We start from the raw sequence: 24,126 nt of genomic DNA, 5'->3' as shown, positions 1-24,126 counted from the left end.
GCGCCACATTCGATCTGCGGATAATCCACATCGTTTACTAAACACAAAGAGACACGTCGGGGCACCTCGATGCAATCCACCCTCGACCCCCGATCCCCCGATCAACTGCAGCAATGGGCCGCCCGCTGGCGCGACGAATTGCTGCTCAACGTGCTGCCCTGGTGGCGGCGCCACATCTTTGACGCCGAGGGCCGCGTGCTGGGCGGCCGCCGCAACGACGGCCGTGAGCTGGACGCGCCGCGCAGCGCCGTGCTGGGCACGCGGCTGCTGTGGACCTTCGCCAGCGCCGAGCAGCGCCTGGCCCTGCCGCCCGGCCCTGAGCTGGACTGGGCCTGGCAGTGGGTCACGCAGGGCCTGACCGACCCCGAGCACGGCGGCGTGTTCTGGCATGTGGACGCACAAGGCAAGCCACTGGCCACGCACAAGCAGGTCTATGCGCAGGCCTTCGCGATCTACGCGCTGTGCGCCGCACACGCTGCCCGGCCCGATCCCGAGCAACGCGCAGTGAAGCAGGCGCTGGGCTTCTTCGAGCTGCTGCAGGCCCACGCCTTCGACAAGGCCGATGGCGGATGCTGGGAAGGCTTCACCCGCGAGTGGCAGCCGCTGCCCGGCGCGCGGCTGTCCGACAAGGAGCCGCCCGCGCCCAAGACCATGAACACCATGCTGCATGTGCTGGAAGCGCTGACCGAGCTGCTACGCCACCACCGCGTGCCGGCCGTCGAGGCCCGACTGCGCGAACTGCTGGTGTTGTTCATGGACCGCATCTGGCTGCCCGGCCCGCGCTGCTTCGGCCTGTTCTTCTCGCACGACTGGCGCGTGCTGACACCGCAGGTCTCCTGGGGCCACGACATCGAGGCCGCCTGGCTGCTGGTGCGCGCGGCCGACGTGCTGGGCGACGCCGCGCTGCTGGCGCGCAGCCGCGAGCTGGCCGTCAAGGTGGCCGACGCCGTGCTGGCGCGCGGCATGACGCCAGACGGCAGCGTGCTCGGCGAGGGCCGCTTCAACGGCCGCGTGACCGACGACCGGCGCCACTGGTGGTGCCAGGCCGAGGCCGTGGTGGGCTTCTGGGACGCCTGGCAGATCAGCGGCGACCCGCGCCATGCCGACGCCGCCTGGCGGGCCTGGCGCTACATCGCCCGCCACCATGTGGACCCGGTCGGCGGCGACTGGTTCAAGACGCTGGACGCGCAAGGCCGCCTTGTCGGCACCGTGCCCAAGGCCGGCCCCTGGGAATGCCCGTACCACCATGTCCGCACCGGGCTGGAGATGATCGAACGCCTAACCCCATGAAGCACTGGACGAAAGGACTGGCGGTGGCCGCAACCCTGACGCTCGCCGCCACGGCGCACGCTGCAGACACTCGGCTGCAAGCCGTCATGAAGAAGCTGGATGCCGGCGAGCCCATCACGCTGGCCACGGTCGGCGGGTCCATCACGACCGGCTATGCGGCGACCCCACCGCGCGAGCAGGGCTGGGCTGCGCTGCTGGCGAAGTCCCTCGGGCCCAAGGTCAAGCTGGTCAACGCCGGCATCAGCGGCACCGACTCGGCCGCCGCCGTGCAGCGGCTGCAGGCGCAGGTGCTGGACGCCGCGCCGGATCTGGTGGTGGTGGAGTTCGGCGTCAACGACCAGTGGCTGGACCCGGCCGTGCGTGGCAGCAGCTATGAAGCCATCCTGCGCAAGCTGCTGGCGGCGAAGAAGCCGCCCGCCGTCGTCGTGCTGGGGCTCACGCAGCAGGGCAACCAGCCGCGCGACGCCACCGACCTGCAGCTGAAACTGGCCGCCCACTACGGCCTGACGGCACTGGACTTCGGCGCCTGGATGCAGGCCCGCGTGGCGGCCGGCACCGACCGCTGGGCCGCGCTGTACGACGAACCTGTGCATCCCAACGGCATCGGCCATCAGCGAATCGCCCAGGCGCTGGGCGAAACCTTGCGCACCGCCACCAGCAGCAATGCTGTCACCACCGCCCTGCCCTCACCGCTGCACGGCCGTGCCCACGAGTTCACGCGGCTGTTGATGAACGACGCGTTGAAGCCGTATCAGAACAGCGGGTTCTCGCGGGGCGGCGAGGTGCACCCCGAATGGACCGGTCAGCAGCCGGGCTGGCAAGCCAAGACCGATGACGCCGAGGCGCGCTTCCTCGTCTGGGGCAGCGAAGTGGCCGTCTTCCACGCCGAGAGCGAGCACTACCGCAACCTGGAGGCGCGCGTGGACGACGGCCCCTGGGGAACGCTGCGCGGCCATGTGCCCGAGCGCAAGGGCTATCTCGGCTGGCACTACACCGTCGTGGGCCGCGACCTGGAGCCCACGGCCCACCTGCTGCAGGTGCGCGTGAAGCGCGACGAATGGGTCGGCAGCGGCCGCCCGGCCAGCCTGTTGGCCATCATGTCGGCGGGCATCGTTCCGCCCGCGCTGCGCACCAGCGCCTTCCAGCAGGAGCCGCCCAGCAACCGCATGGGACAGATCCCGGCCGACGACGCCCGGCTGCGCTGGGTCGGCCGCATCGCCGCCGGCGCGCTGTCCTCATCCAAGCTGCTGGCCTGGAGCGGCAGCGAGCTGCGCGCGCGCTTCACGGGCCGCGAGCTGAGCCTGGAGTTCTCGTCCACGCACTGGGGCACCAGCCATTTCACCGTCGAGATCGACGGCCGCGCCCTGCCGCTGGCCGTGCCCGGCAAGGGCTTGACCGTGTGGCGGCTGCGCGAGCCGCTGGCCGACGGCGAACACACGCTGCGCCTGATCAAGCGCACCGAGGCGTCGATGGCCGAGGCCAGCTTCCACGGCCTGCGCCTGGCCGAGGGCGGCCGGCTGCTAGACCCGCCGCCGCCGCGCGCACTGAAGCTGGAGTTCTACGGCGACTCCATCACCGCCGGCGCCTGCAATGGCGACGTCAACGACGACCAGTACGACGACCTGTATTACCACGACGGCACGCGCGCCTACGGTGCCTTGACCGCCACTAAGCTGGACGCCGACTACGTGGGCATCGCCGTCAGCGGCATCGGCGTCACGGCGACCTGGAACGAGCTGCTGATGCCGCAGGTCTGGAACCGCTACGCGCCGCGGCTGGATGCGGCGCAAGCGCCGCCCGACGCGCGCGCGCCCGATGTGGTGCTGGCCAACCTGGGCCAGAACGACCACGGCTTCCCGGCATCCAAGGGGCAGCGCATCGCGCCCGACTTCGCGCCGCGCTACCTGGCCTTCGTGCGCGGACTGCGCGCGCGCTACCCAAACGCGAAGCTGGTGCTGCTGGCCGGCGGCATGACCGCGTGGAAGGACGAACCCGCCATCCCGCGCGCGCTGCAGCAGGTCGTGGCCACGCTGCGCGGCGAAGGCGATGCGCGCGTCTGGACCTACACCTTCCAGGCCTTCGCCTATGCCCACCCGCGCATCGACGTGCATGCCCAGATGGCCGACGAGCTGACGCGCTTCCTGCAGACCGAGGTATTGAAATGAGCATCGTTCCTGACATGCGCCAGCCCGAAGCGCTGTGGGCCCACATGCGCCACACGCTGGCCTTCTACGCACCACGCGTGATGGACGCCACCGGCGGCTGCTTCCAGTTCTTCAAGGACGACGGCACGGTCTACGACCGCCGCACCCGCCACCTCGTCAGCAGCACGCGCTTCGTGTTCAACCACGCGCTGGCGTGGCGCTGGTTTGGCGCATCGACTGCCGACGTGGCCCATGCGCTGGCCTTCGTCAACGAAGCCCACGCCCAGCCCCAAGGTGGCTATGCCTGGGTGCTGGACTGGCATGACGGCAAGGCCCAGGTCACCGACGGCACCAACCACTGCTACGGCCTGGCATTCGTGCTGCTGGCGAATGCCCACGCCGCAGAAGCCGGCGTGGCCGGAGCGAAGCAAGGCATTGCCGCCACCTTCGAACTGATGGAACAGCGCTTCTGGGAAGCGGCCCACGGCCTCTACGCCGACGAGGCGACGCCGGATTGGCAGCTAGGCTCGTATCGCGGCCAGAACGCCAACATGCATGCCTGCGAGGCCATGCTGGCTGCCCACGCCACGACCGGCGACGCGCGCTACCTGGACCGTGCATTGACGCTGGCCACGTCCATCGCGCAGCGCCAGGCGGCACTCGCCGACGGCCTCGTCTGGGAGCACTACAACAGTGACTGGACCCCCGACTGGGACTACAACCGCGACGACAAGACCAACATCTTCCGGCCCTGGGGCTTCCAGACCGGCCATCTCACCGAGTGGGCCAAGCTGCTGCTGATGCTGGAGCGCCGGCTGGGCACTGCGGCACCCGATTGGCTGGTCCCGACGGCCAAGCACTTCTTCGACACCGCGATGAAGCACGGCTGGGACGCCACCCACGGCGGCCTGGTCTATGGCTTCGCGCCGGGCGATTCATGGAGCCCCCCGCCTGCGAGTACGCAGTCGTCCCCCCGAGGGGGGCATGTCGGCCTTGGGAGCGGCCCGGCGCCCGACATGGAAGTCTGCGACGCCGACAAGTACTTCTGGGTCCAGGCCGAGAGCCTCGCCGCCGCCGCCTGGCTGGCCGTGCGCACCGGCGACGACACCTACTGGCAGTGGTACGACCGGCTGTGGGCCTATGCCTGGCAGCACTTCGTCGACCACCAGCACGGCGCCTGGTACCGCATCCTGGCGCCCGACAACCGCAAGGTCACCGACGAGAAAAGCCCCGCCGGCAAGACCGATTACCACACGATGGGCGCCTGCCAGGACGTGCTCGCCGCACTGGGCGTGCCAGCCCCCGCCCGTTAACAAGGAGACAACAACCATGAAGCCCCTGTTCGGCGCCGCGCTGCTGGCCGCCACCGTCGCGGCCCACGCCGCCCCGCCCAAGCTGGAGTGGCGCGGCATCAGCCTGTCCAGCGCCGAGTGGGGCGAGAAGCTGCCCTTCCCCGGCACCTACGGCAAGGAGTACGTCTACCCCAGCGTCGCCAGCACGGCCTACTACCAGACCAAGGGCATGAACCTGATGCGCATCGCGTTCCGCTGGGAGCGCCTGCAGCCCGCGCTGATGGGCGAGCTGGACGCGACCGAGCTGGGCCGCCTGCGCGAGTTTGTCGACGGCACGACCGCGCGCGGCCTGCACGTGCTGCTGGACCCGCACAACTACGCCGCCTATCGCGGCCACCATGTCGGCAAGCCCGAGGTGCCCTACGCGGCGTTCGCCGACTTCTGGCGCCGGCTGGCGCTGCAGTTCAAGGACAACTCCAAGGTGCAGTTCGGCCTCGTCAACGAGCCGCGTGAGATGCCCACCGAGACCTGGGCGGAAGCGGCCCAGCAGGCCGTCACCGCGATCCGCGCCACCGGCGCGAAGAACCTCATCACGCTGCCGGGCAACGGCTACACGGGCGCGTGGAGCTGGTTCGAGAGCAAGTGGTACGGCACGCCGAACGCCGATGTCATGGGTCGCGTGCGTGATCCCCTCGACAACATCGTGTTCGAGGTGCACCAGTACTTCGACAAGGACGGCTCGGGAACGAATGTCGAATGCGTCAGCCCCACCATCGGCGTCGAGCGCCTGCAGCGCTTCACCCAGTGGCTGCGAGACAACAAGCGCCGCGCACTGCTGGGCGAACTGGGCGGCGGCGCCAACCCGGTCTGCGAGCAGGTCATCCGCGGTGCGCTGGAGCATCTGAAGGCCAATGCCGACGTCTGGACCGGCTGGCTGTGGTGGGCGGGCGGCCCGACCTGGGGCGACTACTTCCTGTCGCTGGAGCCCGGCGCCGACGGCAAGGACAAACCGCAGATGCGCTGGTTGCAGCCCTATCTGAAGTAAGAGGGTGCGACGCAGCCCGGCATCGCTCGCCTTGACTCGCCAGGCCACCTCACTCGTCGTTGCAAATGCTCGCCGTAGCAAGGCTACGGCTCCGCTTTGCGCCTAGATTGATGCGGCCTGACGAGCCCTTTCGAGCGCCCCGGACTGCCTCACACCCTCTGTGTCAGGAAGCGCGCGTCGGCGCCAAAGCTGGCCAGCTTGGCCCGCAGCGGCGCCGTCAGCGATGCAGGCTCGGCGAAGCCCTGGCGCTGCCAGTACGGCACCGAGCCCTGCACGGCCACCAGGCCCATGCGCTCCAGGCCCAACGCCCGGACGCTGTCGGCCAGCCGCGCCAGCAGGCGCGTGGCCAAGCCCAGCGACCGGGCCTCGGGCGCGACAGCCATGTCATGCAGGTACAGCAGCGTCGGCGACAGGGGCCGCTCGCAGTGGGGCGCGTCCAGCGCTGGCAGCGTGGCCTCGCAGACCGGTAGGCTGACGGCATAGGCCAGCGTCTGGCCGTCGTCCCCACGTGCCATCCAGCAGCAGTCCAGGCCGTCGGTCACGGCCAGCTTGGCCGCAAAGGCTTCGCGACGCTCCAAAAAGCCGACGCCGTAGCAGCGCTGTTGCAGCGCCAGTACGGCGTCGAGATCGGCTGGAGTCATCGCGTGCAGATGCACGCGATCCATGCTGGCTTATCGGCCGAAGCCACCCTTGCGCGGGCCGCCCGGGCCACGGCGCTCGCCACCGAAGGACGGCCGGTCGCCACCGCCACCACCGAAGCTCGGCTTGCCACCGAAGGACGGCTTGCCGCCGCCGTGGAAGGGGCGGTCGCCGCGCGGCTGGAAGCCACGGTCGTCACGCGGCTGGAACTCGCCGCGGGGCTGGAAACCACGGTCCTCTCGCGGCTGGAAACCACGATCGGCGCGCGGCGCGAAGCCACGGTCGTCGCGCGGCTGGAAGCCGCGGTCTTCACGCGGCGCAAAGCCACGCTCGTCGCCGCGCGGCTGGAAGCCGTCCTGGCGCGGCGCAAAGCCACGCTCGTCGCCGCGCGGCTGGAAGCCGTCCTGGCGCGGCGCGAAGCCACGGTCATGGCCGAAGGGCTTGCCGCCGCCATGGTGAGGGCGGCCACCGTCATCGCGGCGGAAGCTCTTGTTGCCGAAACCGGGGCGGCCGCCGAAGCGGTCACCGCCACGGTCGAAGCCCTGGCCGGCGGGGCGCGGCGGGAAGATGCGCGGCTCTTGCGTCTTGGGCTCCAGGCCGGCGATGTGCGACACGGGGATGGTCTGCGTCGTGAACTGCTGGATGCGGCGGATCATGGACACGTCGTCGCGCAGGCCCAGCGTGATCGCGAGGCCCTGGCGGCCGGCGCGGCCGGTACGGCCGATGCGGTGCACATAGTCCTCGGCCTTCATCGGCAGGCCGTAGTTGATGACGTGGCTGATCGTGGGCACATCGATGCCGCGGGCGGCGACGTCGGTGGCCACCAGCACCTTCAGGTCACCACGGCGCAAGCCCATCAGCACGCGGTTGCGCTTGCCTTGCGGCATCGCGCCGTGCAGCGGGGCCACGGCATGGCCGATCTCGGCCAGGCGCTCGGCCAGCCAGTCGGCGTCTCGCTGCGTGCTGGTGAAGACGACGGCCTGGTCCAGCTCCGGCGTAGCCAGGATGGCTTCCAGCAGCTGGTCCTTGTGGTGGGGGTTGTCGGCCCAGTGCAGGCGCTGCTCGATGTTCTCGTGCGTGTCGGTGTGCGTGGCGACCTCGATGCGCTGCGGGTCCTTCAGCAGCTGCTGCGCCAGGCGGCCGACGTGGCCGGCGAACGTGGCGCTGAACATCACGGTCTGCTTGGTCTCGGGCGTGTGGCTGGTCACGACGTTGATGTCGTCGATGAAGCCCATGTCCAGCATGCGGTCGGCTTCGTCCAGGACGAGCATCTCAACATTGCTCAGCACGCACTTGCCACTGGCCAGATGGTCCAGCAGGCGGCCGGGGGTGGCGATCAGGATGTCCAGCGGGCCGGTCAGCTGGCGGATCTGCAGCGGATAGGGCATGCCGCCCAGCACGGTGGCGACCTTCAGGCCGGGGATGTGGCGGCCGTAGGTCTGAGCGGCCTTGCTGACCTGCATGGCCAGTTCACGGGTCGGGGCCAGCACGAGGACGCGCGGGCCGTAGATGACGCCCTTTTCACGGCGCTTCGTGTTGTCGCCGCGGGCGGCGAGGATCTTTTCCAGCGCGGGCAGGATGAAGGCGGCGGTCTTGCCCGAGCCGGTGCGCGACGAGACCATCAGGTCCTTGTTCGCGATGGCGGCGGGAATGGCTTGGGCCTGCACGTCGGTGGCCGTCTCGTAGCCGGAATCCTTCACGGCTTGCAGCACGGCGGGGCTCAGGCCCAGGGTCTCGAAACTCATCGTTCGTTCTTTCATTCAGAGTCACGCCGCGCGAATGCAAACGCGCAGCGCCGGGAGCGCATCACGAGGCTCTCGGAATCATCAAAAGTCGCTGGGAGATAGATCAGCTCGCGTCGTGCGGCTCAGGGCTTGTACTTCAGCCTGGGTGCGGCGCGGGGGAACAGTCAGTCAAAGCGACGGCTTCATCGCCGCCGACCGATCCGTGTTCGGAGTCCGATTCGAATGATCGAACGAGGTCAGAGGAGACGTGGAACTCCTGGGGCTGCCCCCAGGCGAAGCCGCGACTGTAGCATCGTTCAGGGTTTTCACCAAGCCGCCGCGGGCCCTACACCTGCGGGGTCTTCGTCAAGTCCGTCACGGCCGGCAGGGGTGCGGCCAGCAGCGCGGCAATGTCCAGGATGCCGCGGCCGAACACGCCGTCCGGTTGCCAAGTCGCGTTCGGCACGCGGGCCGTCTGCCGCGCCAGCACGCGGAAGGCCTCGGGCACGCACCAGGCGTGGCCGGCATAGGCTGCGGCGATGTCGGCGCGGCGATGCGTCAGCCACAGCGCCGCGGCGCCCGTGGTGATGGCGGTCGCGTAAGACGTGCCGTCGCCGCCGCCGGTGTAGCGGAACTGGGCGGCAGAGCGCAGATCGGCGCGGCGCAGGTCGGCGGCCGGGGCGCTGAAGTCCACCTCCGGCCCGAAGCTGCTGCCCGACCAGGGCTGTTCCTTGGACGTGACGCCCGCCACCGCCACCGTGCGCGACAGCCGCGCCGGCGCGACCACCGGGTCCACGTAGTTGCCGGCCGCGCAGACGACGATGACGCCGGCCTCGTAGGCGCGGTCCAGCGCCTGCTTCATCTCGGGCAGCACCTGGCCCAGCACCACGCCCAGGCTCACGTTGACGACGCCCGCGCCGTGGTGCACCGCGTGGTCCAGCCCGTCGGCGAACTGGCGCTGCGCATGGTTGATCCAGACCGCATCGGTCATGCGTATGGGCAGGTGCGGCACCTTCGGTGCGACACCGTAGAACGGCCGGCCGTCGGCGATCAGGTCATGGCCGCTGATGGTCGCGCCGATGCGCGTGCCGTGGCCGCCGTTGAAGCCGGTCACCGGGTCCAGGCCGAAGCCGGGCTCGGGCGTCTGGAACGCGTTGCCGCCGCCGTTGGGCGGTGGCGGCAGGTCCGTGCGGGCGTGGGCCTCGGCTATCCAGGTCGCCGCGCCGAAGCCGAAGGCCGGGTGGCGCGTGTAGCCGGTGTCCAGCTGGGCCACCTTGGTCGACCCCCACACGATGTGGCCGGGTCCGCCCAGCAACTGCCAGGCCGCCGGGGCGCGCACCATGTCCAGGTGCCAGTCCAGCGTGCCGACCGGCGCCGGCGTGGGCGGTTTCAGCGCCGGCAGCGCGTCGGGGTCGCGTGTGCGCAGCAGCGCCAGGATCTCATCGTCCTGCAGCCGCTGCGGCGCCTGGATGCCCAGCACGCTGAGCCAGACGGCAGGTGGCGCCGTGTATTCGCGCTGCAGCGCTTCCAGCAGGTGGCCGCGCAGCAATGCGCGGTCCGGCCCCACGGGGAACAGCCGGCAGTCCAGCCCCGGCAGGTATTTGCGCAGTTGGCGCTGCACGTCGGCCAGCGGCCGGCCGTCGGTCTGGATCAGGTAGCCCGCCATCGTCAATCTCCCGGTTGCCGTTGACGGGCATTGGACGCAGGCCGCGTCCTCGGCGCCTCCTGAAAACTACTGACCCAGGGTGGCCTGCATCCAGCCGCGCAGGCTGTTGAAGAAGGCCAGCCCCTCGGCGCGGGCCAGGTCGTCACGCGTCAGCCGTGCCTCGCGCACGCGCCCCTGGGCCAGCAGCTCGGCGCGCAGCACGCCGGGCAGCAGCCCGCTGGCCAGCAGCGGCGTCAGCCACTGGCCATCCAGCTGAACCGCCAGGTTGCCAAAGCTGCACTCGGTCAGTTCGCCGGCCTCGTTCCACAGGATGATGTCGAAGGCGCCCGCCGGTTTGTCGACGGCGTACAGCTCGCGGCGCGTGGTCTTGTGGGCCAGGAATTCGGCGCGCGGCCCACGGGTGGGCATGGGCTGGGCGGCAAGCGCCAGCTGCACAGGCTCCAGCGTCGGCGTGAAGGCATGCAGCGTGTGATGCAGCCGGCCCTGCGCATCGCAGGTCAGGCGCAGCCGCCAACTGCCTTGCGGCTGCGCGTCGGCCACGGCCTTCAGGTGAGCCTTCGCCTCGGCCAGCGAGAAGCGCAGGCCGAAGTGGCGGGCCGTGCGCTGCATGCGGGCCAGGTGCGCGTCGCCCCTCAGCGCGACGCCATCCTCCAGGCGCAGCGTCTCCAAGGCCTCGACGGACGCCTCGGCGCGCGCCAGGAAGCGCGACTTGGCCCGCCATTCGGCGATCTCGGCGGCGGGCTCGCTGTCCAGCGTGATGGCGCTGCCGATGCCGCAGCTGAGCTGTCCGCCGCCGAACTCGACGGTGCGTATCGGCACGTTGAAGGTCGCCACGCCGCCGGGCTGGATCAGCCCCAGCGCGCCGCAATACCAGCCGCGCGCCGTGGGCTCCAGCTCGCAGATGATCTGCATGGCCCGCACCTTGGGCGCACCGGTCACCGAGCCGCAGGGGAACAGCGCCGCGAACGCGTCGGCCAGCGACAGCCCGGCGCGGCTGACGGCCGTGACGGTGGACGTCATCTGCCACACCGTGGGCAGCGCGTGCAGCTCGAACAGCCGCGGCACGCGCACCGTGCCCAGCTGCGCGACGCGGCTGAGGTCGTTGCGCAGCAGGTCCACGATCATCAGGTTCTCGGCGCGCTCCTTCTCGCTGGTGCGCAGGTGCTGCTGCGCAGACTCGTCGTCAACGCGGTCGCGGCCGCGCGGCGCCGTGCCCTTCATGGGTTGCGCGGCCAGCAGCCAGCTGGCCTTGGCGCCGGGCACGGGGCGCCAGTCGAAGAACAGCTCGGGCGACACGCTGGCCGCTCCGGCCTCGCGCAGGAACAGGCTGAAGCCGCCGGGCTGGCTGGCATGCAGCGCCAGGAACAACTGCTCTGGGTCCAGCGCGCCAGCGGCGGCGCGCAGCCGCGTGGTCAGGTTGACCTGGTAGCAGTCGCCGTCGCGGATGTAGCTGCGAATGCGCTCGATCGCCGTCGTCGCGTCGGGCTCGCCATCGGCCCAGCCCAGCAGCCCGGTCCAGGCGCCCTCGCCTTCGGGCCAGTCCTCGGGCGGCGTGTCGTAGACGGCGAACTCGGCCAGCGGCGCGGTCGCCTCATGCGTGGCCAGCACCGCGTCGAACGCCGCGGCGGCCTCGTAGCGCAGGCCGCCCAGCACCCAGGCGCCGGCGCGTGCGGCCGCTTCAGCCTGGGCAATGACGGCGCGGACTTCATCGAGCCGCGCGGCGCGCAGCCAGCGCGCAGGCGGTGCCGACCAGCAACCGCGCAGCCGCTCCCCGTCCTCTCGGGCGAGCGGATGGCGGGGGAAATCGAACGCGGCCTGGATCAACTCAAAGCGCCAGGAACGTCGTCCGGTAGTGCGCCAGTTCCTCGATGGACTCGTTGATGTCGGCCAGCGCCGTGTGGGCCTGGGCCTTCTTGAAACCCTCCAGCGCCGACGGTTTCCAGCGCTTGGCCAGCTCCTTCAGCGTCGACACGTCGAGGTTGCGGTAGTGGAAAAAGTCTTCCAGCTCGGGCATGTAGTTGGCCAGGAAGCGGCGGTCCTGGCAGATGCTGTTGCCGCACATGGGGCTCTTGCCCTTGGGCACGTACTGCTTCAGGAAGGCGATGGTCTGCGCGGCGGCCTCGGCTTCAGAGACGGTGGACGCCTTCACGCGGTCGATGAGGCCGCTCTTGCCATGCGTGCCCTTGTTCCAGGCGTCCATCTTGTCCAGCGTTTCGTCAGTCTGGTGCACGGCGAAGACGGGGCCTTCGACGCGCTTGTCGAGGTTGGCGTCCGTCACGACGACGGCGATCTCGATGATGCGGTCGGTGTCCGGATACAGACCGGTCATTTCCAGGTCGATCCAGATCAGGTTGTTTTCGCTCAGGGTCAGGGTGTCGGACATGGTGGTTTCTTTCAGAAGTCGTGGAATTCTCGCAGCCTAAAATTTGCCCATGTCCCCCCTGCCGCTTTCCATCGCGTTCGCCACGGCGCTCGCGCTCTCCCTGCTCGTCAAGTTCTGGCTGTCGTCGCGCCAGATCCGCCATGTCGCCGCGCACCGCGCCCAGGTGCCGGCGGCCTTTGCCGGCAGCGTGACGCTGTCCGCCCATCAAAAGGCGGCCGACTACACCATCGTCCGCGCCCGCTTTGGCCTGCTGGCGCTGGCCTTCAATGCGGTGGTGCTGCTGGGCTGGACACTGCTTGGCGGCCTGAATGCGCTGAACGGCTGGGTGCTGGACGCCAGCCAGGCGCTGCCGGCCGACTGGCAGCCCATGGGCTACCAGCTGGGCCTGGTGGCCGCCTTTGTGCTGATCGGCGGACTGCTGGACCTGCCATGGGAGCTGTGGTCCACGTTCCGCATCGAGCAGGCCTTCGGCTTCAACCGCATGACGCTGCGTCTGTACATCGCCGACATGCTCAAGGGCCTGGGAGTGGGCGTGCTGCTGGGCCTGCCCATCGTCGCGCTCATCCTGTGGCTGATGGGTGCGATGGGGCCGCTGTGGTGGCTGTGGGCCTGGGTCGCGTGGATGAGCTTCCAGCTGCTGGTCATGGTCATCTACCCCAGCGTCATCGCGCCGCTGTTCAACAAGTTCGAGCCGCTGGCCGACGAGTTTCTTAAGACACGCGTCGAAGGGCTGATGGCGCGCTGCGGCTTCGCGGCCAAGGGCCTGTTCGTCATGGACGGCAGCCGCCGCTCGGCCCATGCCAACGCCTATTTCAGCGGCTTCGGCCCGGCCAAGCGCGTGGTGTTCTTCGACACGCTGCTGTCCAAGCTGAGCGGCGACGAGCTGGAGGCCGTGCTGGCCCATGAGCTGGGCCATTTCAAGCACCGCCACATCACCAAGCGCATAGTTCTGGCCTTCGTCATGAGCCTGGCCGGCCTGGCGCTGCTGGGCTGGCTTAGCGCAATGCCGGCCTTCTACCTGGCGCTGGGCGTGCAGCCCAACTTCGATGCGCCCAACGATGCGCTGGCGCTGTTGCTGTTCCTGCTGGCCGGCCCGGTGTTCAGTTTCTTCGTGACGCCGCTGGCCAGCCACTTCTCGCGCCGCGACGAGTTCCAGGCCGACGCCTACGCCCGCGCCCAGGCCAGCGGCGCCGATCTGTCATCGGCCTTGTTGAAACTGCATGAAGACAACGCCGGCACGCTGACACCCGACCCGGTGTACGCGCGCTTCTATTACTCCCACCCGCCGGCAGCTGAACGCCTTGCCGCCCTCGCGTCATGAACGATTTGCTGCTTGCCCAATGCGACCCCAAGGCCCCCTTGCTGGACGCCGACACGCGCACCCGCGTGCTGGCCGCCCTGCCCGGCTGGCTGCCTGATGCCGAGGCCAAGTTGATCGGCCGCCGTTTCGGCTTCGACAACTACTACCAGACCATGGCCTTCGTCGATGCGGTCGCCGAGATCGCGCATGCACAGGACCACCACCCCGAGATGCTGGTCAGCTACAACGCCTGCACCGTCAGCTGGACCACGCATTCGCGCGGCGGGCTGACGCTGAACGACGCGATCTGCGCGGCACAGGTGAGCGCCTTGCCCGAAGCGACCGGCGGATGAGCCGTTTCAGCAATCTGGACCTGGGCTTGGTGGTGCGCGGCCACGGCCGCCACTACATCATCGAGGACGCGGACGGCAAACGCCTCGTCTGCCACCCGCGCGGCAAGAAGAGCGACGCGGTCGTGGGCGACCAGGTGCGCTTTGCCGAGTCCGGCGACGAGGGCGTCATCGAAGCCGTCGAGCCGCGCCGCAACCTGCTGTTCCGCCAGGACGAGTGGAAGACCAAGAGCTTCGCCGCCAACCTGGACCAGATGCTGGTGCTGGTGGCCGTGGAGCCGGTGTTCAGCGAAAGCCAGCTCGCGCGCGCGCTGATCGCCGCCGAGTCTGCCGGCATCCGCATGGCCATTGCGCTGAACAAGACCGACCTGCCCGGCACCGACGGCGCGCGGGAGCGCCTGGCGCCCTACAAGGCCATGGGCCTGACCGTCTTCGATGTCGCATTGAAGGCCGACCGCGACGGCTCGCGCGCCACGCTGACGCCCTGGCTGCAGGATCAACGCAGCTTCGTGCTGGGCCCCAGCGGCACCGGCAAGAGCACGCTGATCAACCTGCTGGTGAAAGACGCCCAGGCCCAGGTCGGCGAGATCTCGCAGGCGCTGAATTCCGGCCGCCACACGACCACCACCACGCAGTGGTACTGGACCGACGACACGCGCACGACGGCGCTGATCGACTCGCCCGGTTTCCAGCAATTCGGCCTGGGCCAGATCGCTGCCGCAGACCTCTGGCGCTTCATGCCCGACCTGCGCGAACACGCGGACTGCCGCTTCGCCAACTGTTCACATATTCACGAACCCAGCTGCGGCGTGCGCGCCGCGGTCGATCAGGGCTTGATCAGCGCGAGCCGATACCGCATATACGGCGAAATCCTCGAAGAACTCCAACGCAAGTCCTGGTGAAGACCGCCATCCTGACCCTGTGCGCCGCCGCCCTGCTGGCCGCCTGCGCCTCGCCCCGGCTCGCGCCGCCGTCGTCCGCGCAAGGCTGGCAGCCGCTGTCATTGCCGGGCAAGAAGTCCACGCAGTACAGCTGGACCGAGAAGGACGGCCGCCCGGCGCTGGAAGCCGCGTCGGACCGCTCCGCCAGCATCTGGCGCAAGCGCATGGAGCCGGCGCTGGACGCCGTCGGCGAGGTCAATTTCTCGTGGTGGGCGCAGGGACTGATCCCCGAGGCCAATGTGTCCGACATCGACCGCGAGGACGCGGTTGCGCGGGTCATCTTCGGCTTCGACGGCGACGTGGACAAACTGCCGCTGCGCACGCGCATGAAGTTCGAGCTGGCCCAGGCGCTGACCGGCGAGGCGCCGCCCTATGCGACGTTGATGTACGTGTGGGACAGCAAGCTGCCGGTGGGCACGGTGGTCATCAACCCCCGCAGCGACCGCATCCGCAAGATCGTCGTGGACTCCGGCCCGGCCGAACTGCGCCGCTGGCGCGACCACCGCCGCAACCTGGCGGCCGATTTCCGCCTCGCCTTCGGCGAGGAGCCCGGCCCGCTGACTTCGATGGCCGTCATGACCGACAGCGACAACAACCGCGCGTCGGCGCGGACCTGGTACGGCGTGGTGGACCTGAAGCCGCTCAGCGCGACTCAGTGACGCGGCAGCGTGGGCTGCTGCTCCTTGACCTCGCGCACCTCCACGTCCACGACATCTTCGGCCGCCCCCGCGGGCGCGCGGCGCTGCGCCCACGGGTTCTGGTTCATGCGGAACGCCACGTTGGGCTTCTTGCCGCGCAGCAGGCTGACGATGACGAACAGCGTGAACGCGAGCAAGGCGAACAGGAAAAGCGCCAGGCCCACGAGGGCACCGGCGATCAGGATGAGCAGGCGGAACAGCGAACGGAACAGCGGCATGACCGGATTGTGAGGCGGAACCTGAAAGGGCAACCTCAAGCATCTTCATAGCCTGCCTTCCAGGAAAGACGTCATACCGCAGCGCAGCTTTGATCCAACCCGGGTAGCAACACCAGGGTCGTCATGCGCTCCGGCGCATCAGCCCCGCCCGACGAAAGGCATGTTGGTTGCCATGACCGTCATGGTCTGCACATTGGCCGACAACGGCAGGCTCGCCATGTAGACCACGGCGCGGGCGACGTCCTCGACATCCATGCGCGGTTCGACCGCGATCTCGCCGTTGGCCTGCGGCATGCCGCGCGCCATCTTCTCGGTCATCTCGGTCGCGGCGTTGCCGATGTCGATCTGGCCTGCCGCGATATCGAACGCGCGGCCGTCCAGGCTCAGCGACTTGGTCAGGCCCGTGATCGCGTGCTTGGTGGATGTGTAGGGCGCCGAGTTGGGCCGGGGCGCATGGGCCGAGATGGAGCCGTTGTTGATGATGCGACCGCCGCGTGGCTCTTGTGCCTTCATCAGTCTGAATGCCGCACGCGCGCACAGGAAGCTGCCGGTCAGGTTGATGTCGACCACCGCGCGCCATTGCGCCACCGGCAATTCGTCGATGGGCACACCGATCGCGCTGATGCCGGCGTTGTTGAACAACAGGTCCAGGCGGCCGAAACGGGCTTTCAGCGTCGCGAAGGCGGCGTCCACCTGCGCCTCGTCGGCGACGTCGGCCGGCAGGTGCAGCGCGTCCGGCAGGGTTTCCCGCAGCGGCGCTTCGCGGCGCCCCATCAGCGCCAGTGTCCAGCCCTCGCGGGCCAGGGCTCGGGCCACCGAGCGGCCGATGCCAGAACCGGCACCCGTGACCAATGCAACCTTGGCCATTAACGCGAAATCGGCATCACCAGCGTGCGCTGCACCCAGCCGCTGAAGTTGGCGGCGTCCACCTGCACAAAGCCGTCCTTGACCTCGCCGCTGGCCACCAGTTCGTCGCTGCGGTTCAGCGTGGCGACGACCTTGCTGTCGCGCGAGGCCGAGGCATAGACCTTCACGTTGGCGATCTTGGCAACGTACATCTGGCCCGCCGACACCGGTGCGCCGGCCTGCGTGGAGCCGGCGGCGTTGGCGTCACCGGCGGCGCTGCCGGTGCGGATCAGGCTGCCCTGGTCGCGGATGGTCAGCACGATCTTGTTGTAGTTGTCCAGGAAGCTGGCCGCGATGAGCTTGCCCTCGGCCGTGCTGGTGTAGCCGCCCAGACCAGCGACACCGCCACCACCGAAGCCCCAGCCGCCGACGGAGAAGTCCATCTTGCTGGCCTTGCCCTCGGCCGCAGCGACCTGGATGCTGGAGCGCACGTCGGCCAGCAGCAGACTGGTGGACGCATCCTTGAACTTCAGGCCGCCGGCGATGGCGCCCAGCACGCCCAGCTTGCCGCCCAGGAAGCCGCCGATGCCGCCGCTGGTGTTGGCGCCGACCTGCACGTTGGGCGTCATAACGAAGTCGGCCGCCTGCATCTGGCCCTTGCCGATGTTGGATTCCTGGCGCATTTCGCCGGCCGCGGCCAGCGAGCGCTCCTGCTGCAGGTTCTGCATCGCCTGGCCGCGCTCGACGACGTCGAAGCAGCCCGACTGCTGCACCATCATTCGCAGCAGCGCGGCGGGCGAGCCCAGGCCGTAGTGCGACAGGTGGTTCCAGCCGGTCTGCGGCTCGGCCACGGCCAGCACACCCAGCTTCTTGGTGCACTTCTCGACGGTGGAGCCTGCCTCCTGGGCCTGGGCGGTGGCCGCCAGGCCGGTCAGCAGCAGCGCGGTCAGGGTCTTGTTCATCACACTTTCCTCCGAATCTTCTGAACCGTTGATTGTGCCCAGCCCGTGCGGGGCACCGCATCCCAAGACCACACGAGCGGGGTCGCCTGGATCAGGGGCGCAGCACCAGGCGGTAACGCGTCGCGCCGGGCAGGAAGGGCAAGGCCTCGCCCGCCAGCCAGGTGGCGTGGTCCCCACGATAGTAGGGTGACATCGGATGGCCGCTCTGACCACCGGGAATGACCAGCAGGCCTTTCTCCTCGTGGCCCGGCGACACCACCATGCGTTCGCTCTGGCCGTGGCCGTGGTTGTGCACGCGCGGCATGTGGCTGTCGCCGGCCATGCCCTGCGAGGCCTGGTCCAACCAGCCGGACAGCGCCGGCACGGCCATGCTCAGCGGATGGCGCATGCTGGTGCCGTTGTCGGCGCCCCAGGTCGCGGCGGCCAGGCTGCCGTGTTTCTCGACCAGCTGCTTGCGGCTGTCCAACACGGCCTTTTGCAGCAGTTCGGGCCAGCTCTTGAAGGAAGTGGGCAGCGTGTCAGGCCGCGCTGCCTGGATCAGCGCCCAGCCGGGCGTCTCGGGCACCACCTTCAGGTCGCGCGCCTTCAGGCCCTGCGCCTCCACCAGGCCCGCCAGCGGCGCAAAGATCTGGCCCAGCGCCTGCTCGCGGAAGGTCCGCACCAGCAGATAACCCACCGCATCGGGCCGGGCCGCATCGGCGCTCTTGTCGACCTCGGCGCGGTAGTCCGCCAGCCCATTCGCGGCGACGAACTCGGGGGTCAGCACATGGTCCAGCAGCAGCTGGCGCCAGCGCTGCAGGAACAGCGCACGGTGGTCCAGCTGGATGGCGTGCAGGCCGGCCTCGTCCAGCTTGTCGTGCGCGCGCAGGCCGTCGCGGATCTGCAGGCCACGGGCGCCGACATCCCAGCCGCCGTTGCCGACGATCTTCATCGCGTCGCCGCCCACCATGCGCGAATTGGCGGTCCACAACCGGCCGTCGGCCGGATCCACGATGCGCGGCTGCTGGTCGGCGCTCAGCCAGCCCCGCCAGCGCGAGCGGCCGTCGCTCCAGTCCTGCGGGCGGTCCATGTCGTCCGCGCCCACCCGTTTCGGGATGGCGCCGATGACGGTCCACGCGATGCGGCCGGCACTGTCGGCCACCAGCAGGTTCTGATGCGGCAGGCCGGCGCCGGCGGCGAGCTTCACGGCGGCATCGACATCGCCCGCCGTCTCCATCTGCGCCAGCCGCAGGTTCATGCCTTCGGCGTCATGCGCCACCCAGCGCAGCGCATAGGCCTGACCGGCCGGCGCCAAAATGGAGCCCCCGAAGGCATCGCGTGGCGACGCCCCCCCCGAGGGGGTAGGGCCGCCTTGGGAGCGGTCCGGCGTCGGCCCAAGCGCCAGCACCGGCCCCCACTCGCTCTCCAGCACCTCATGGTCCACGGCGGGCTCGCCGGCGATCTCGATGCGCTCGACGCTGCGCTTCAGAGGCTTCTCGACGCCGCCCGCCAGGTAGTGCGTGCCGGCGGCGTTGAGCTTGAGCCGGATCACGTCGGCCCAGTCCGAGGTCGTGTTCGTGAAGCCCCAGGCCACGCGGCCGTTGCTGCCGGCCACCACCAGCGGCGCGCCGGCCAGGCTGACGCCGGTGACGTCGTGCTCGCCGGCGGCATCCTTCCACATCATGCGCACCTTGAACCAGGTGCCGGGCGAGCGCAGGCCCAGGTGCATGTCGTCGGCCACGATGGCGCGTCCTTCCGCGCCCCGCGTCGCGGCGACGGCGAAGTTGTTGCTGCCCAGGTCGCGCGCGTCCCGCAGGCGACAGTCGCTGCACGCGGTCTTCACGCTGCGCAGCGCGTCGGGCAGCGGGCCGGCCGGCAGCGGCACGGCGGCCATGCGGCTGTCGTCCATCGCGGCTTGCCAGTCGGCGCTGTGCTGGGTCAGGAAGGCGTACCAGTCGGCCGGCACGGCGTCGTGCAGCAGGCCCATCGCGATGTCGTCGCGGCCCTGCGCACCTTGCAGGTCCAGGTACATGCCGTAGGCCACCAGCACGCTGTCGGCCGGCGTCCATGCCTTGGGTTGCTGGCGCAGCAGCAGGTACTCGGGCGGGCGGCCGCCCAGCGCCGCAAGGCCCGCGTTGACACCCACCGCGTACGCATCCAGCAACGCGCGCTCATCGGCCGGCAGCCCGGGCAGGCCGGTCTCTGCGCGGTGGCGAAAGCGATGCACCCGGCGCGCTTGATCCAGCGGCAGCGCCTTTGCGCCCACCAGCGCCGACAACTCGCCCGCCGCGTTGCGGCGCATCAAGTCCATCTGGAAGAAGCGCTCCTGCGCATGCACGAAGCCCAGCGCGCGCGCGACGTCCAGCCGGCTCTCGGCGGTGACCGTGGCATAGCCGCGCTCGTCGCGCTGCACTTCGGCGGGCCCGCTCAGGCCGGTCAGGCCGCGTTCGCCGTCCAGCGTCGGCAGGCTGGCACGCAGGGCCAGCCACAGGCCCAGGGCCAGCAGCAGTACGAGCAGCAGCAGGCCCGCGGCGATGCGCTTGAACCAGCGCATGTCAGTACGTCCCCGGGTAGCTACCACCGTCCAGCAAGATGTTCTGGCCCGTCAGATAGCCTGCATGCGCGCTGCACAGCATCGCGCAGATCGCGCCGAACTCGGCTGCGGTGCCAAAGCGCTGCGCGGGAATGGCCGCGCGGCGCTTGGCGAGCACCTCATCGGCCGTCTGCCCGCCACGGGCGGCCGCGGCAGCAAAGCCCTTGCGCAGGCGGTCGGTGTCGAAGGCGCCGGGCAGCAGGTTGTTGATCGTCACGTTGGCGCCGGCCAGGCGCGGCTGGCGGGCCACGCCGGCGACGAAGCCGGTCAGCCCCGAACGCGCGCCGTTGGACAAGCCCAGCACGTCGATGGGCGCCTTCACCGCGCCCGACGTGATGTTGACGATGCGACCGAAGCCGCGCGCGGCCATGCCGTCCACGGTGGCCTTGATGAGCTCGATGGGTGCCAGCATGTTGGCGTCCAGCGCGGCGATCCACTGCGCGCGGTCCCAGTCGCGGAAGTCGCCGGGCGGCGGGCCGCCGGCGTTGTTGACGAGGATGTCCACCTGGGGGCAGGCCGCCAGCGCCGCGGCGCGGGCCTCGGGCGTCGCGATGTCGCCGATGACCGCCTTGACCTCGACGGCCGGGTTCAGCGCCTTCAGCGCCGCCGCCGTGGACAACAGGTCCGCCTCACCGCGGGCCGTGATGACGACGTTGACACCCTCGCCCACCAACGCCTCGGCACAACCGCGCCCCAGGCCCTTGCTCGCCGCGCACACCAAGGCCCAGCGGCCGTTCAATCCCAGATCCATCGCACGCTCCAAAGAAAACGCGGCTTGCGCCAGCAAGCCGCATCATCGCGCGACTGCCGCGGAACCGGCTTTGCCGGGCCGCTGGCAGTGCCCCCTCGAAGGGGGCGGCCGTCAGGCCGTAGGGGGTGAGCCTGTCACCGCCAGAACTTGCCGTCAGGCCCGATGATGGACACGTCGGTGAACTCGAGGCCGCTGTGGTCCTTGTCGTTGTAGCCGACCTGCAGGCCGCCCACGTCGATGCGCGGGCCTTCCAGCGCCTTGACCAGGCTGGCGCGGTCCACGTCCTTGCCGGTGCGGCGCAGCGCTTCCACAACCAGCTTGGCGGCCGCGAAGCCTTCCAGCTGTGCCGGCGTCAGCTCGCTGCGGCCCGTGGCCTTGGCCAGGCCCAACGCCTCGCGCACCAGCGGGCTGGACGTCGAGCGCTCGTAGGGGAACAGCTGCGTGACGATGACGCCGCGCGCGTTCTCGCCCAGGCTCTTCACGAAGTCGTTCGACGCGTTGTTGGACAGCGTGACCACATGCGCCGTCGAGCCTGCCGCGCGCAGCGCATTGACGCCCTCGGCCACCGCGTAGCCGGGGCCGATCAGCACGACGGCCTCGATGCCGGCCTTGGCGATGCCTTGCATGGTCGGCGCCAGGTTGGGCTTGTTGCGGTCGAAGCGCAGGTGCGAGAGCGCCCGCAGCTTGACATCGTCCAGCCCCTTGATCGCGCCCTTGCCGGCATCGATGCCGAAGGGGTCGTTGACCTGCACGATGGTGATGCGCTTCACGCCGATGCCGGCCAGGTGCTTGACGGCGCGTTCGGCCTCGTCCTGGTAGCTGGCGCGCAGGTTGAAGACGAAGGGCTGCACCGGATCGCGCAGCGAGATGGCGCCGGTGGCCGGCGCGATCAGCGGCAGGCGGTTCTCCTTCAGCACCGGCAGCATGGCCTCGGTGGGGCCCGTGCCGCGGCTGAGCATCAGCGCCAGCACGCCCTGGCTGGCCAGCGACTTCGCCTGCGCGACTGCGGTGGCGTTGTCGTACTTGTCGTCCTGCGTGACCAGTTCGATGTTCTGGCCGCGGATGCCGCCCTGCGCGTTGACCGAGTCGAAGTACAGCCGCGCGCCCTCGGCGCTCTCCTGCACCACGCCGGCCACCGGCCCCGAGAAGCCCGCCACCATGCCGATGCGCAGCGCGCCCTGCGCGAGCGCGCTGTTCATGCCCATACAGGCGGCCAACAATGCCGCCAGACGTACCCAACGATTCACTGTTCTTCCTCCGCGCTCGCGCGGGTGCGCGACGATTTTCTGGCGGCGCATTTTGGGGCTGACGCGGCGCTGACAGCGCCACCCTGCCCCCAGGAGAAACCCGGGTCATGCAGGCCGCGAATGCGCAATGCAACCGGATTTCACGGGCCTACACTGCTTCGCCTGCCGCGCCGCCTGAGCGCCCATCAATGTCGGACAGCCCCCCTCCCGCCCTCCCACCCCGCGTCCAGCCAGCCCAACCCGCCTGGCAGGGCTGGCAGCGCAGTTCGCTGACGGTGGCTGTCGTGCTGGCCTTGCTGCTCGGTCTGCTGCTGCCGACGACGGCCGTGCTGCTGTTCGACGTACAGAAGACGCGCGCCACCGCGATGGAAGACCTGAAGCGCGACCTGGCGCGCGCCACCGAGGTGATGGCGCTGTCGCTGGCCGAGCCGGTCTGGCAGGTGTCCCCGGACCTGGCCGACCCGATGGTGAAGGCGCAGATGGACGATCCGCGCTTCGTGTCCGTGCAGGTGGTCGAGCCGGCCTCGACGACACCCTTCCTTTCGCAGCAGAACCCCGGCGGCCACGCCGACCCCGACCTCGTGCTGAGCCAGACCCGGCCGGTGCTGCGCGACGGGCGCGAGATCGCCAAGCTGACCGTGCGCATGAGCGCCGCACCGCTGCTGGAGGCCAAGCAGGCCGAAATCTGGCGCACCGTGTGGCGCAGCGGGCTGACGCTGACGCTGTCGCTGGTGCTGATCCTGTGGGTGCTGCAGCGCTATGTGCTGCGGCCCATGATGGAGCTGACCGCCTCGGCCGAGGCGCTGGCCGCCGGCCGCCTGGAGCAGCCGCTGCACATCAACAGCGGCGGCGACGAGATCGCGCGCGTGGGCGTCGCGATGGAGCGCATGCGCCAGGCGCTGCTGTCGGCCTTCGAGGCGCTGCGCCAGCACAACCTGAACCTGGAAGAGACAGTCACGCAGCGCACCGCCGAACTGACGGCCAGCAACGCCGAACTGTCCGAGGCGCTGGCCACGCTGCAGAAGACGCAGCGCGACCTGGTCGAGTCAGAGAAGCTGGCCTCGCTGGGCCGGCTGGTAGCGGGCGTCGCGCACGAGCTCAACACGCCGCTGGGCAATGCGCTGACCGTCGTGTCGACGCTGGACGACCGCTACAAGCAGCTGGAAGGCATGCTGGCCGGCGGTGGCGCGCAGCTGCGCCGCAGCACGCTGGAGGAGCTGGCCCGCGACACGCGGCGCGCGCAGGACATCCTGCAGCGCAACGTGCAGAAGGCCGCCGACCTGGTGCGCGACTTCAAGCAGGTGGCCATCGACCAGACCGCCGACCTGCGGCGCGACTTCGACCTGGGCAAGGTCGTGGAAGACGTGCTGGTCATGGTGGAGCCCAGCTTCAAGTACACGCCGCACGTCATCGAGACCGACCTGTGCCACGGCCTGCGCATGAACAGCTATCCGGGCGCGCTGGGCCAGGTGCTGACCAACTTGCTGATGAACGCGCTGCTGCACGGCTTCGAAGGCATGGAGCGCGGCCACGTGAAGGTGCACTGCGAACGCCTCGGTGACACGGAGGCCGAGCTGAGCGTCATCGACGACGGTCGCGGCATGGACGAGTCGGTGCGGCGACGCATCTTCGACCCCTTTTTCACGACCAAGCTGGGCACGGGCGGCTCCGGGCTGGGCATGCACATCGTGCACAACATCGTGACGAATGTGCTGGGCGGCCAGATCGAGGTGCGCTCGACGCCCGGACAGGGCACGCAGATGCTGATGCGGCTACCGCTGCTGGCGCCGCAGCGCGCCGGCGAAGCGACCGGCGCGCGCTGAGAAAACCGCTGCTTACTGCGACGCGCCCGATGCAGGCGCGGAGGCGGCCTCGACGGCTGCTGTGACGGCAGCCGACGCTGCATCCGAAGCCGCAGACGCCGGCTCATGCGGCACGCTGATGCCGTGCGACTCACCGCTCAGGTCGATGTTGCCGCCGCTCTTGGTCAGGATGTACAGGGCCAGCGCGGCAAAGGCGATGAAGCCGACGATCAACTTCCACATGCTTGGGTCTCCA

The 24,126-nt window shown here is 69.8% G+C and carries 21 protein-coding genes; 9 read left to right on the top strand and 12 right to left on the bottom strand.

The features are described 5' to 3' along the window. Positions 1 to 69: 69 nt before the first annotated feature. From J2X21_RS05860 to J2X21_RS05845, 4 genes are read left to right on the top strand one after another with little or no spacing between them, the layout of a single operon-like run. On the top strand, positions 70 to 1,290 hold the full coding sequence (locus J2X21_RS05860) for an AGE family epimerase/isomerase (RefSeq protein WP_310326062.1): 1,221 nt from the start codon (positions 70 to 72) through the stop codon (positions 1,288 to 1,290). After that, complete coding sequence (locus J2X21_RS05855) at positions 1,287 to 3,455, top strand: GDSL-type esterase/lipase family protein (RefSeq protein WP_310326059.1); 2,169 nt, start codon at positions 1,287 to 1,289, stop codon at positions 3,453 to 3,455. The genes J2X21_RS05860 and J2X21_RS05855 overlap by 4 nt, the downstream gene beginning before the upstream one ends. Further along, on the top strand, positions 3,452 to 4,747 hold the full coding sequence (locus J2X21_RS05850) for an AGE family epimerase/isomerase (RefSeq protein WP_310326057.1): 1,296 nt from the start codon (positions 3,452 to 3,454) through the stop codon (positions 4,745 to 4,747). Before J2X21_RS05855 ends, J2X21_RS05850 begins: the two co-directional genes overlap by 4 nt. A gap of 16 nt (positions 4,748 to 4,763) precedes the next feature. Continuing rightward, positions 4,764 to 5,771 (top strand): glycoside hydrolase family 5 protein, encoded by a 1,008-nt coding sequence (locus tag J2X21_RS05845; RefSeq protein WP_310326055.1) that lies wholly within the window; start codon positions 4,764 to 4,766, stop codon positions 5,769 to 5,771. 149 nt (positions 5,772 to 5,920) lie between these two features. Here J2X21_RS05845 and J2X21_RS05840 read toward each other — a convergent pair whose 3' ends face one another. The 5 genes from J2X21_RS05840 to orn form a co-directional block, all read right to left on the bottom strand. Continuing rightward, on the bottom strand, positions 5,921 to 6,436 hold the full coding sequence (locus J2X21_RS05840; protein WP_310326052.1) for a GNAT family N-acetyltransferase: 516 nt from the start codon (positions 6,434 to 6,436) through the stop codon (positions 5,921 to 5,923). A 6-nt stretch (positions 6,437 to 6,442) separates the two neighbouring features. Then, a complete protein-coding gene (locus J2X21_RS05835; RefSeq protein WP_310326049.1) occupies positions 6,443 to 8,155 on the bottom strand; it encodes a DEAD/DEAH box helicase in 1,713 nt (570 codons plus the stop codon). A 325-nt stretch (positions 8,156 to 8,480) separates the two neighbouring features. Further along, a complete protein-coding gene (locus J2X21_RS05830) occupies positions 8,481 to 9,800 on the bottom strand; it encodes a S8 family peptidase (protein WP_310326047.1) in 1,320 nt (439 codons plus the stop codon). A gap of 66 nt (positions 9,801 to 9,866) precedes the next feature. Then, positions 9,867 to 11,624, bottom strand: coding sequence for a chorismate-binding protein (locus J2X21_RS05825; protein ID WP_310326046.1), 1,758 nt, complete (start codon positions 11,622 to 11,624; stop codon positions 9,867 to 9,869). 1 nt (position 11,625) lies between these two features. Further along, positions 11,626 to 12,183 carry an oligoribonuclease gene (gene orn / locus J2X21_RS05820; protein ID WP_310326044.1) on the bottom strand — a complete coding sequence of 186 codons (558 nt, stop codon included), beginning with the start codon at positions 12,181 to 12,183 and terminating at the stop codon, positions 11,626 to 11,628. Positions 12,184 to 12,232: 49 nt separating this feature from the next. Between orn and J2X21_RS05815 the strand changes: the two genes are divergently transcribed. Genes J2X21_RS05815 through J2X21_RS05800 form a run of 4 tightly spaced genes read left to right on the top strand, consistent with a single transcriptional unit; the run spans position 12,233 to position 15,433 of the window. After that, positions 12,233 to 13,504: a M48 family metallopeptidase gene (locus J2X21_RS05815; RefSeq protein ID WP_310326042.1), complete on the top strand. Its 1,272-nt coding sequence runs from the start codon at positions 12,233 to 12,235 to the stop codon at positions 13,502 to 13,504. After that, a complete protein-coding gene (locus J2X21_RS05810; protein ID WP_310326040.1) occupies positions 13,501 to 13,836 on the top strand; it encodes a 4a-hydroxytetrahydrobiopterin dehydratase in 336 nt (111 codons plus the stop codon). The genes J2X21_RS05815 and J2X21_RS05810 overlap by 4 nt, the downstream gene beginning before the upstream one ends. Beyond that, entirely contained in the window at positions 13,833 to 14,735 is a 903-nt protein-coding gene (gene rsgA, locus J2X21_RS05805) for a ribosome small subunit-dependent GTPase A (RefSeq protein WP_310326037.1), read from the top strand. Before J2X21_RS05810 ends, rsgA begins: the two co-directional genes overlap by 4 nt. Next, a complete protein-coding gene (locus J2X21_RS05800) occupies positions 14,732 to 15,433 on the top strand; it encodes a DUF3047 domain-containing protein (protein WP_310326035.1) in 702 nt (233 codons plus the stop codon). Before rsgA ends, J2X21_RS05800 begins: the two co-directional genes overlap by 4 nt. Here the strand turns inward: J2X21_RS05800 and J2X21_RS05795 are convergent. The 6 genes from J2X21_RS05795 to J2X21_RS05770 all read right to left on the bottom strand — a co-directional run bounded on the left by J2X21_RS05795 (position 15,427) and on the right by J2X21_RS05770 (position 22,020). After that, positions 15,427 to 15,690: a hypothetical protein gene (locus J2X21_RS05795; protein WP_310326032.1), complete on the bottom strand. Its 264-nt coding sequence runs from the start codon at positions 15,688 to 15,690 to the stop codon at positions 15,427 to 15,429. The two genes, J2X21_RS05800 and J2X21_RS05795, sit on opposite strands and share 7 nt — an antisense overlap. Before the next feature lie 138 nt (positions 15,691 to 15,828). Then, on the bottom strand, positions 15,829 to 16,557 hold the full coding sequence (locus J2X21_RS05790) for an SDR family oxidoreductase (protein WP_310326029.1): 729 nt from the start codon (positions 16,555 to 16,557) through the stop codon (positions 15,829 to 15,831). Then, on the bottom strand, positions 16,557 to 17,498 hold the full coding sequence (locus J2X21_RS05785; RefSeq protein ID WP_310326028.1) for a CsgG/HfaB family protein: 942 nt from the start codon (positions 17,496 to 17,498) through the stop codon (positions 16,557 to 16,559). The genes J2X21_RS05790 and J2X21_RS05785 overlap by 1 nt, the downstream gene beginning before the upstream one ends. A 91-nt stretch (positions 17,499 to 17,589) precedes the next feature. Then, entirely contained in the window at positions 17,590 to 20,031 is a 2,442-nt protein-coding gene (locus J2X21_RS05780) for a penicillin acylase family protein (RefSeq protein WP_310326025.1), read from the bottom strand. Between the two features lies 1 nt (position 20,032). Then, positions 20,033 to 20,821 carry an SDR family oxidoreductase gene (locus J2X21_RS05775; RefSeq protein WP_310326024.1) on the bottom strand — a complete coding sequence of 263 codons (789 nt, stop codon included), beginning with the start codon at positions 20,819 to 20,821 and terminating at the stop codon, positions 20,033 to 20,035. Between the two features lie 134 nt (positions 20,822 to 20,955). Then, the gene (locus J2X21_RS05770; protein WP_310326021.1) at positions 20,956 to 22,020 is read right to left on the bottom strand and encodes an ABC transporter substrate-binding protein; all 1,065 of its coding nucleotides are present in this window, start codon (positions 22,018 to 22,020) and stop codon (positions 20,956 to 20,958) included. Positions 22,021 to 22,256: 236 nt separating this feature from the next. Here J2X21_RS05770 and J2X21_RS05765 point away from each other — a divergent pair, with 236 nt between their 5' ends. After that, entirely contained in the window at positions 22,257 to 23,891 is a 1,635-nt protein-coding gene (locus tag J2X21_RS05765) for a sensor histidine kinase (RefSeq protein WP_310326019.1), read from the top strand. A 12-nt stretch (positions 23,892 to 23,903) separates the two neighbouring features. Here J2X21_RS05765 and J2X21_RS05760 read toward each other — a convergent pair whose 3' ends face one another. Next, a complete protein-coding gene (locus J2X21_RS05760) occupies positions 23,904 to 24,113 on the bottom strand; it encodes a hypothetical protein (RefSeq protein WP_310326016.1) in 210 nt (69 codons plus the stop codon). Between the last annotated feature and the right edge of the window lie 13 nt (positions 24,114 to 24,126).

It is taken from the genome of Roseateles asaccharophilus (assembly GCF_031458115.1).
Taxonomy (GTDB): domain Bacteria; phylum Pseudomonadota; class Gammaproteobacteria; order Burkholderiales; family Burkholderiaceae_C; genus Pelomonas; species Pelomonas asaccharophilus_A.
This window is presented reverse-complemented; position numbering and strand designations above follow the sequence as displayed.

Bases quoted from the DNA above. Each gene is read 5' to 3' on its own strand.
- J2X21_RS05765 (WP_310326019.1), top strand. From the start codon at position 22,257: ATGTCGGACAGCCCCCCTCCCGCCCTCCCACCCCGCGTCCAGCCAGCC.
- orn (WP_310326044.1), bottom strand. From the start codon at position 12,183: ATGTCCGACACCCTGACCCTGAGCGAAAACAACCTGATCTGGATCGAC.
- J2X21_RS05830 (WP_310326047.1), bottom strand. From the start codon at position 9,800: ATGGCGGGCTACCTGATCCAGACCGACGGCCGGCCGCTGGCCGACGTG.
- J2X21_RS05860 (WP_310326062.1), top strand. From the start codon at position 70: ATGCAATCCACCCTCGACCCCCGATCCCCCGATCAACTGCAGCAATGG.
- rsgA (WP_310326037.1), top strand. From the start codon at position 13,833: ATGAGCCGTTTCAGCAATCTGGACCTGGGCTTGGTGGTGCGCGGCCAC.
- J2X21_RS05815 (WP_310326042.1), top strand. From the start codon at position 12,233: ATGTCCCCCCTGCCGCTTTCCATCGCGTTCGCCACGGCGCTCGCGCTC.
- J2X21_RS05810 (WP_310326040.1), top strand. From the start codon at position 13,501: ATGAACGATTTGCTGCTTGCCCAATGCGACCCCAAGGCCCCCTTGCTG.
- J2X21_RS05795 (WP_310326032.1), bottom strand. From the start codon at position 15,690: ATGCCGCTGTTCCGTTCGCTGTTCCGCCTGCTCATCCTGATCGCCGGT.
- J2X21_RS05840 (WP_310326052.1), bottom strand. From the start codon at position 6,436: ATGGATCGCGTGCATCTGCACGCGATGACTCCAGCCGATCTCGACGCC.
- J2X21_RS05760 (WP_310326016.1), bottom strand. From the start codon at position 24,113: ATGTGGAAGTTGATCGTCGGCTTCATCGCCTTTGCCGCGCTGGCCCTG.
- J2X21_RS05785 (WP_310326028.1), bottom strand. From the start codon at position 17,498: ATGAACAAGACCCTGACCGCGCTGCTGCTGACCGGCCTGGCGGCCACC.
- J2X21_RS05850 (WP_310326057.1), top strand. From the start codon at position 3,452: ATGAGCATCGTTCCTGACATGCGCCAGCCCGAAGCGCTGTGGGCCCAC.
- J2X21_RS05770 (WP_310326021.1), bottom strand. From the start codon at position 22,020: ATGAACAGCGCGCTCGCGCAGGGCGCGCTGCGCATCGGCATGGTGGCG.
- J2X21_RS05775 (WP_310326024.1), bottom strand. From the start codon at position 20,821: ATGGATCTGGGATTGAACGGCCGCTGGGCCTTGGTGTGCGCGGCGAGC.
- J2X21_RS05855 (WP_310326059.1), top strand. From the start codon at position 1,287: ATGAAGCACTGGACGAAAGGACTGGCGGTGGCCGCAACCCTGACGCTC.
- J2X21_RS05780 (WP_310326025.1), bottom strand. From the start codon at position 20,031: ATGCGCTGGTTCAAGCGCATCGCCGCGGGCCTGCTGCTGCTCGTACTG.
- J2X21_RS05835 (WP_310326049.1), bottom strand. From the start codon at position 8,155: ATGAGTTTCGAGACCCTGGGCCTGAGCCCCGCCGTGCTGCAAGCCGTG.
- J2X21_RS05790 (WP_310326029.1), bottom strand. From the start codon at position 16,557: ATGGCCAAGGTTGCATTGGTCACGGGTGCCGGTTCTGGCATCGGCCGC.
- J2X21_RS05845 (WP_310326055.1), top strand. From the start codon at position 4,764: ATGAAGCCCCTGTTCGGCGCCGCGCTGCTGGCCGCCACCGTCGCGGCC.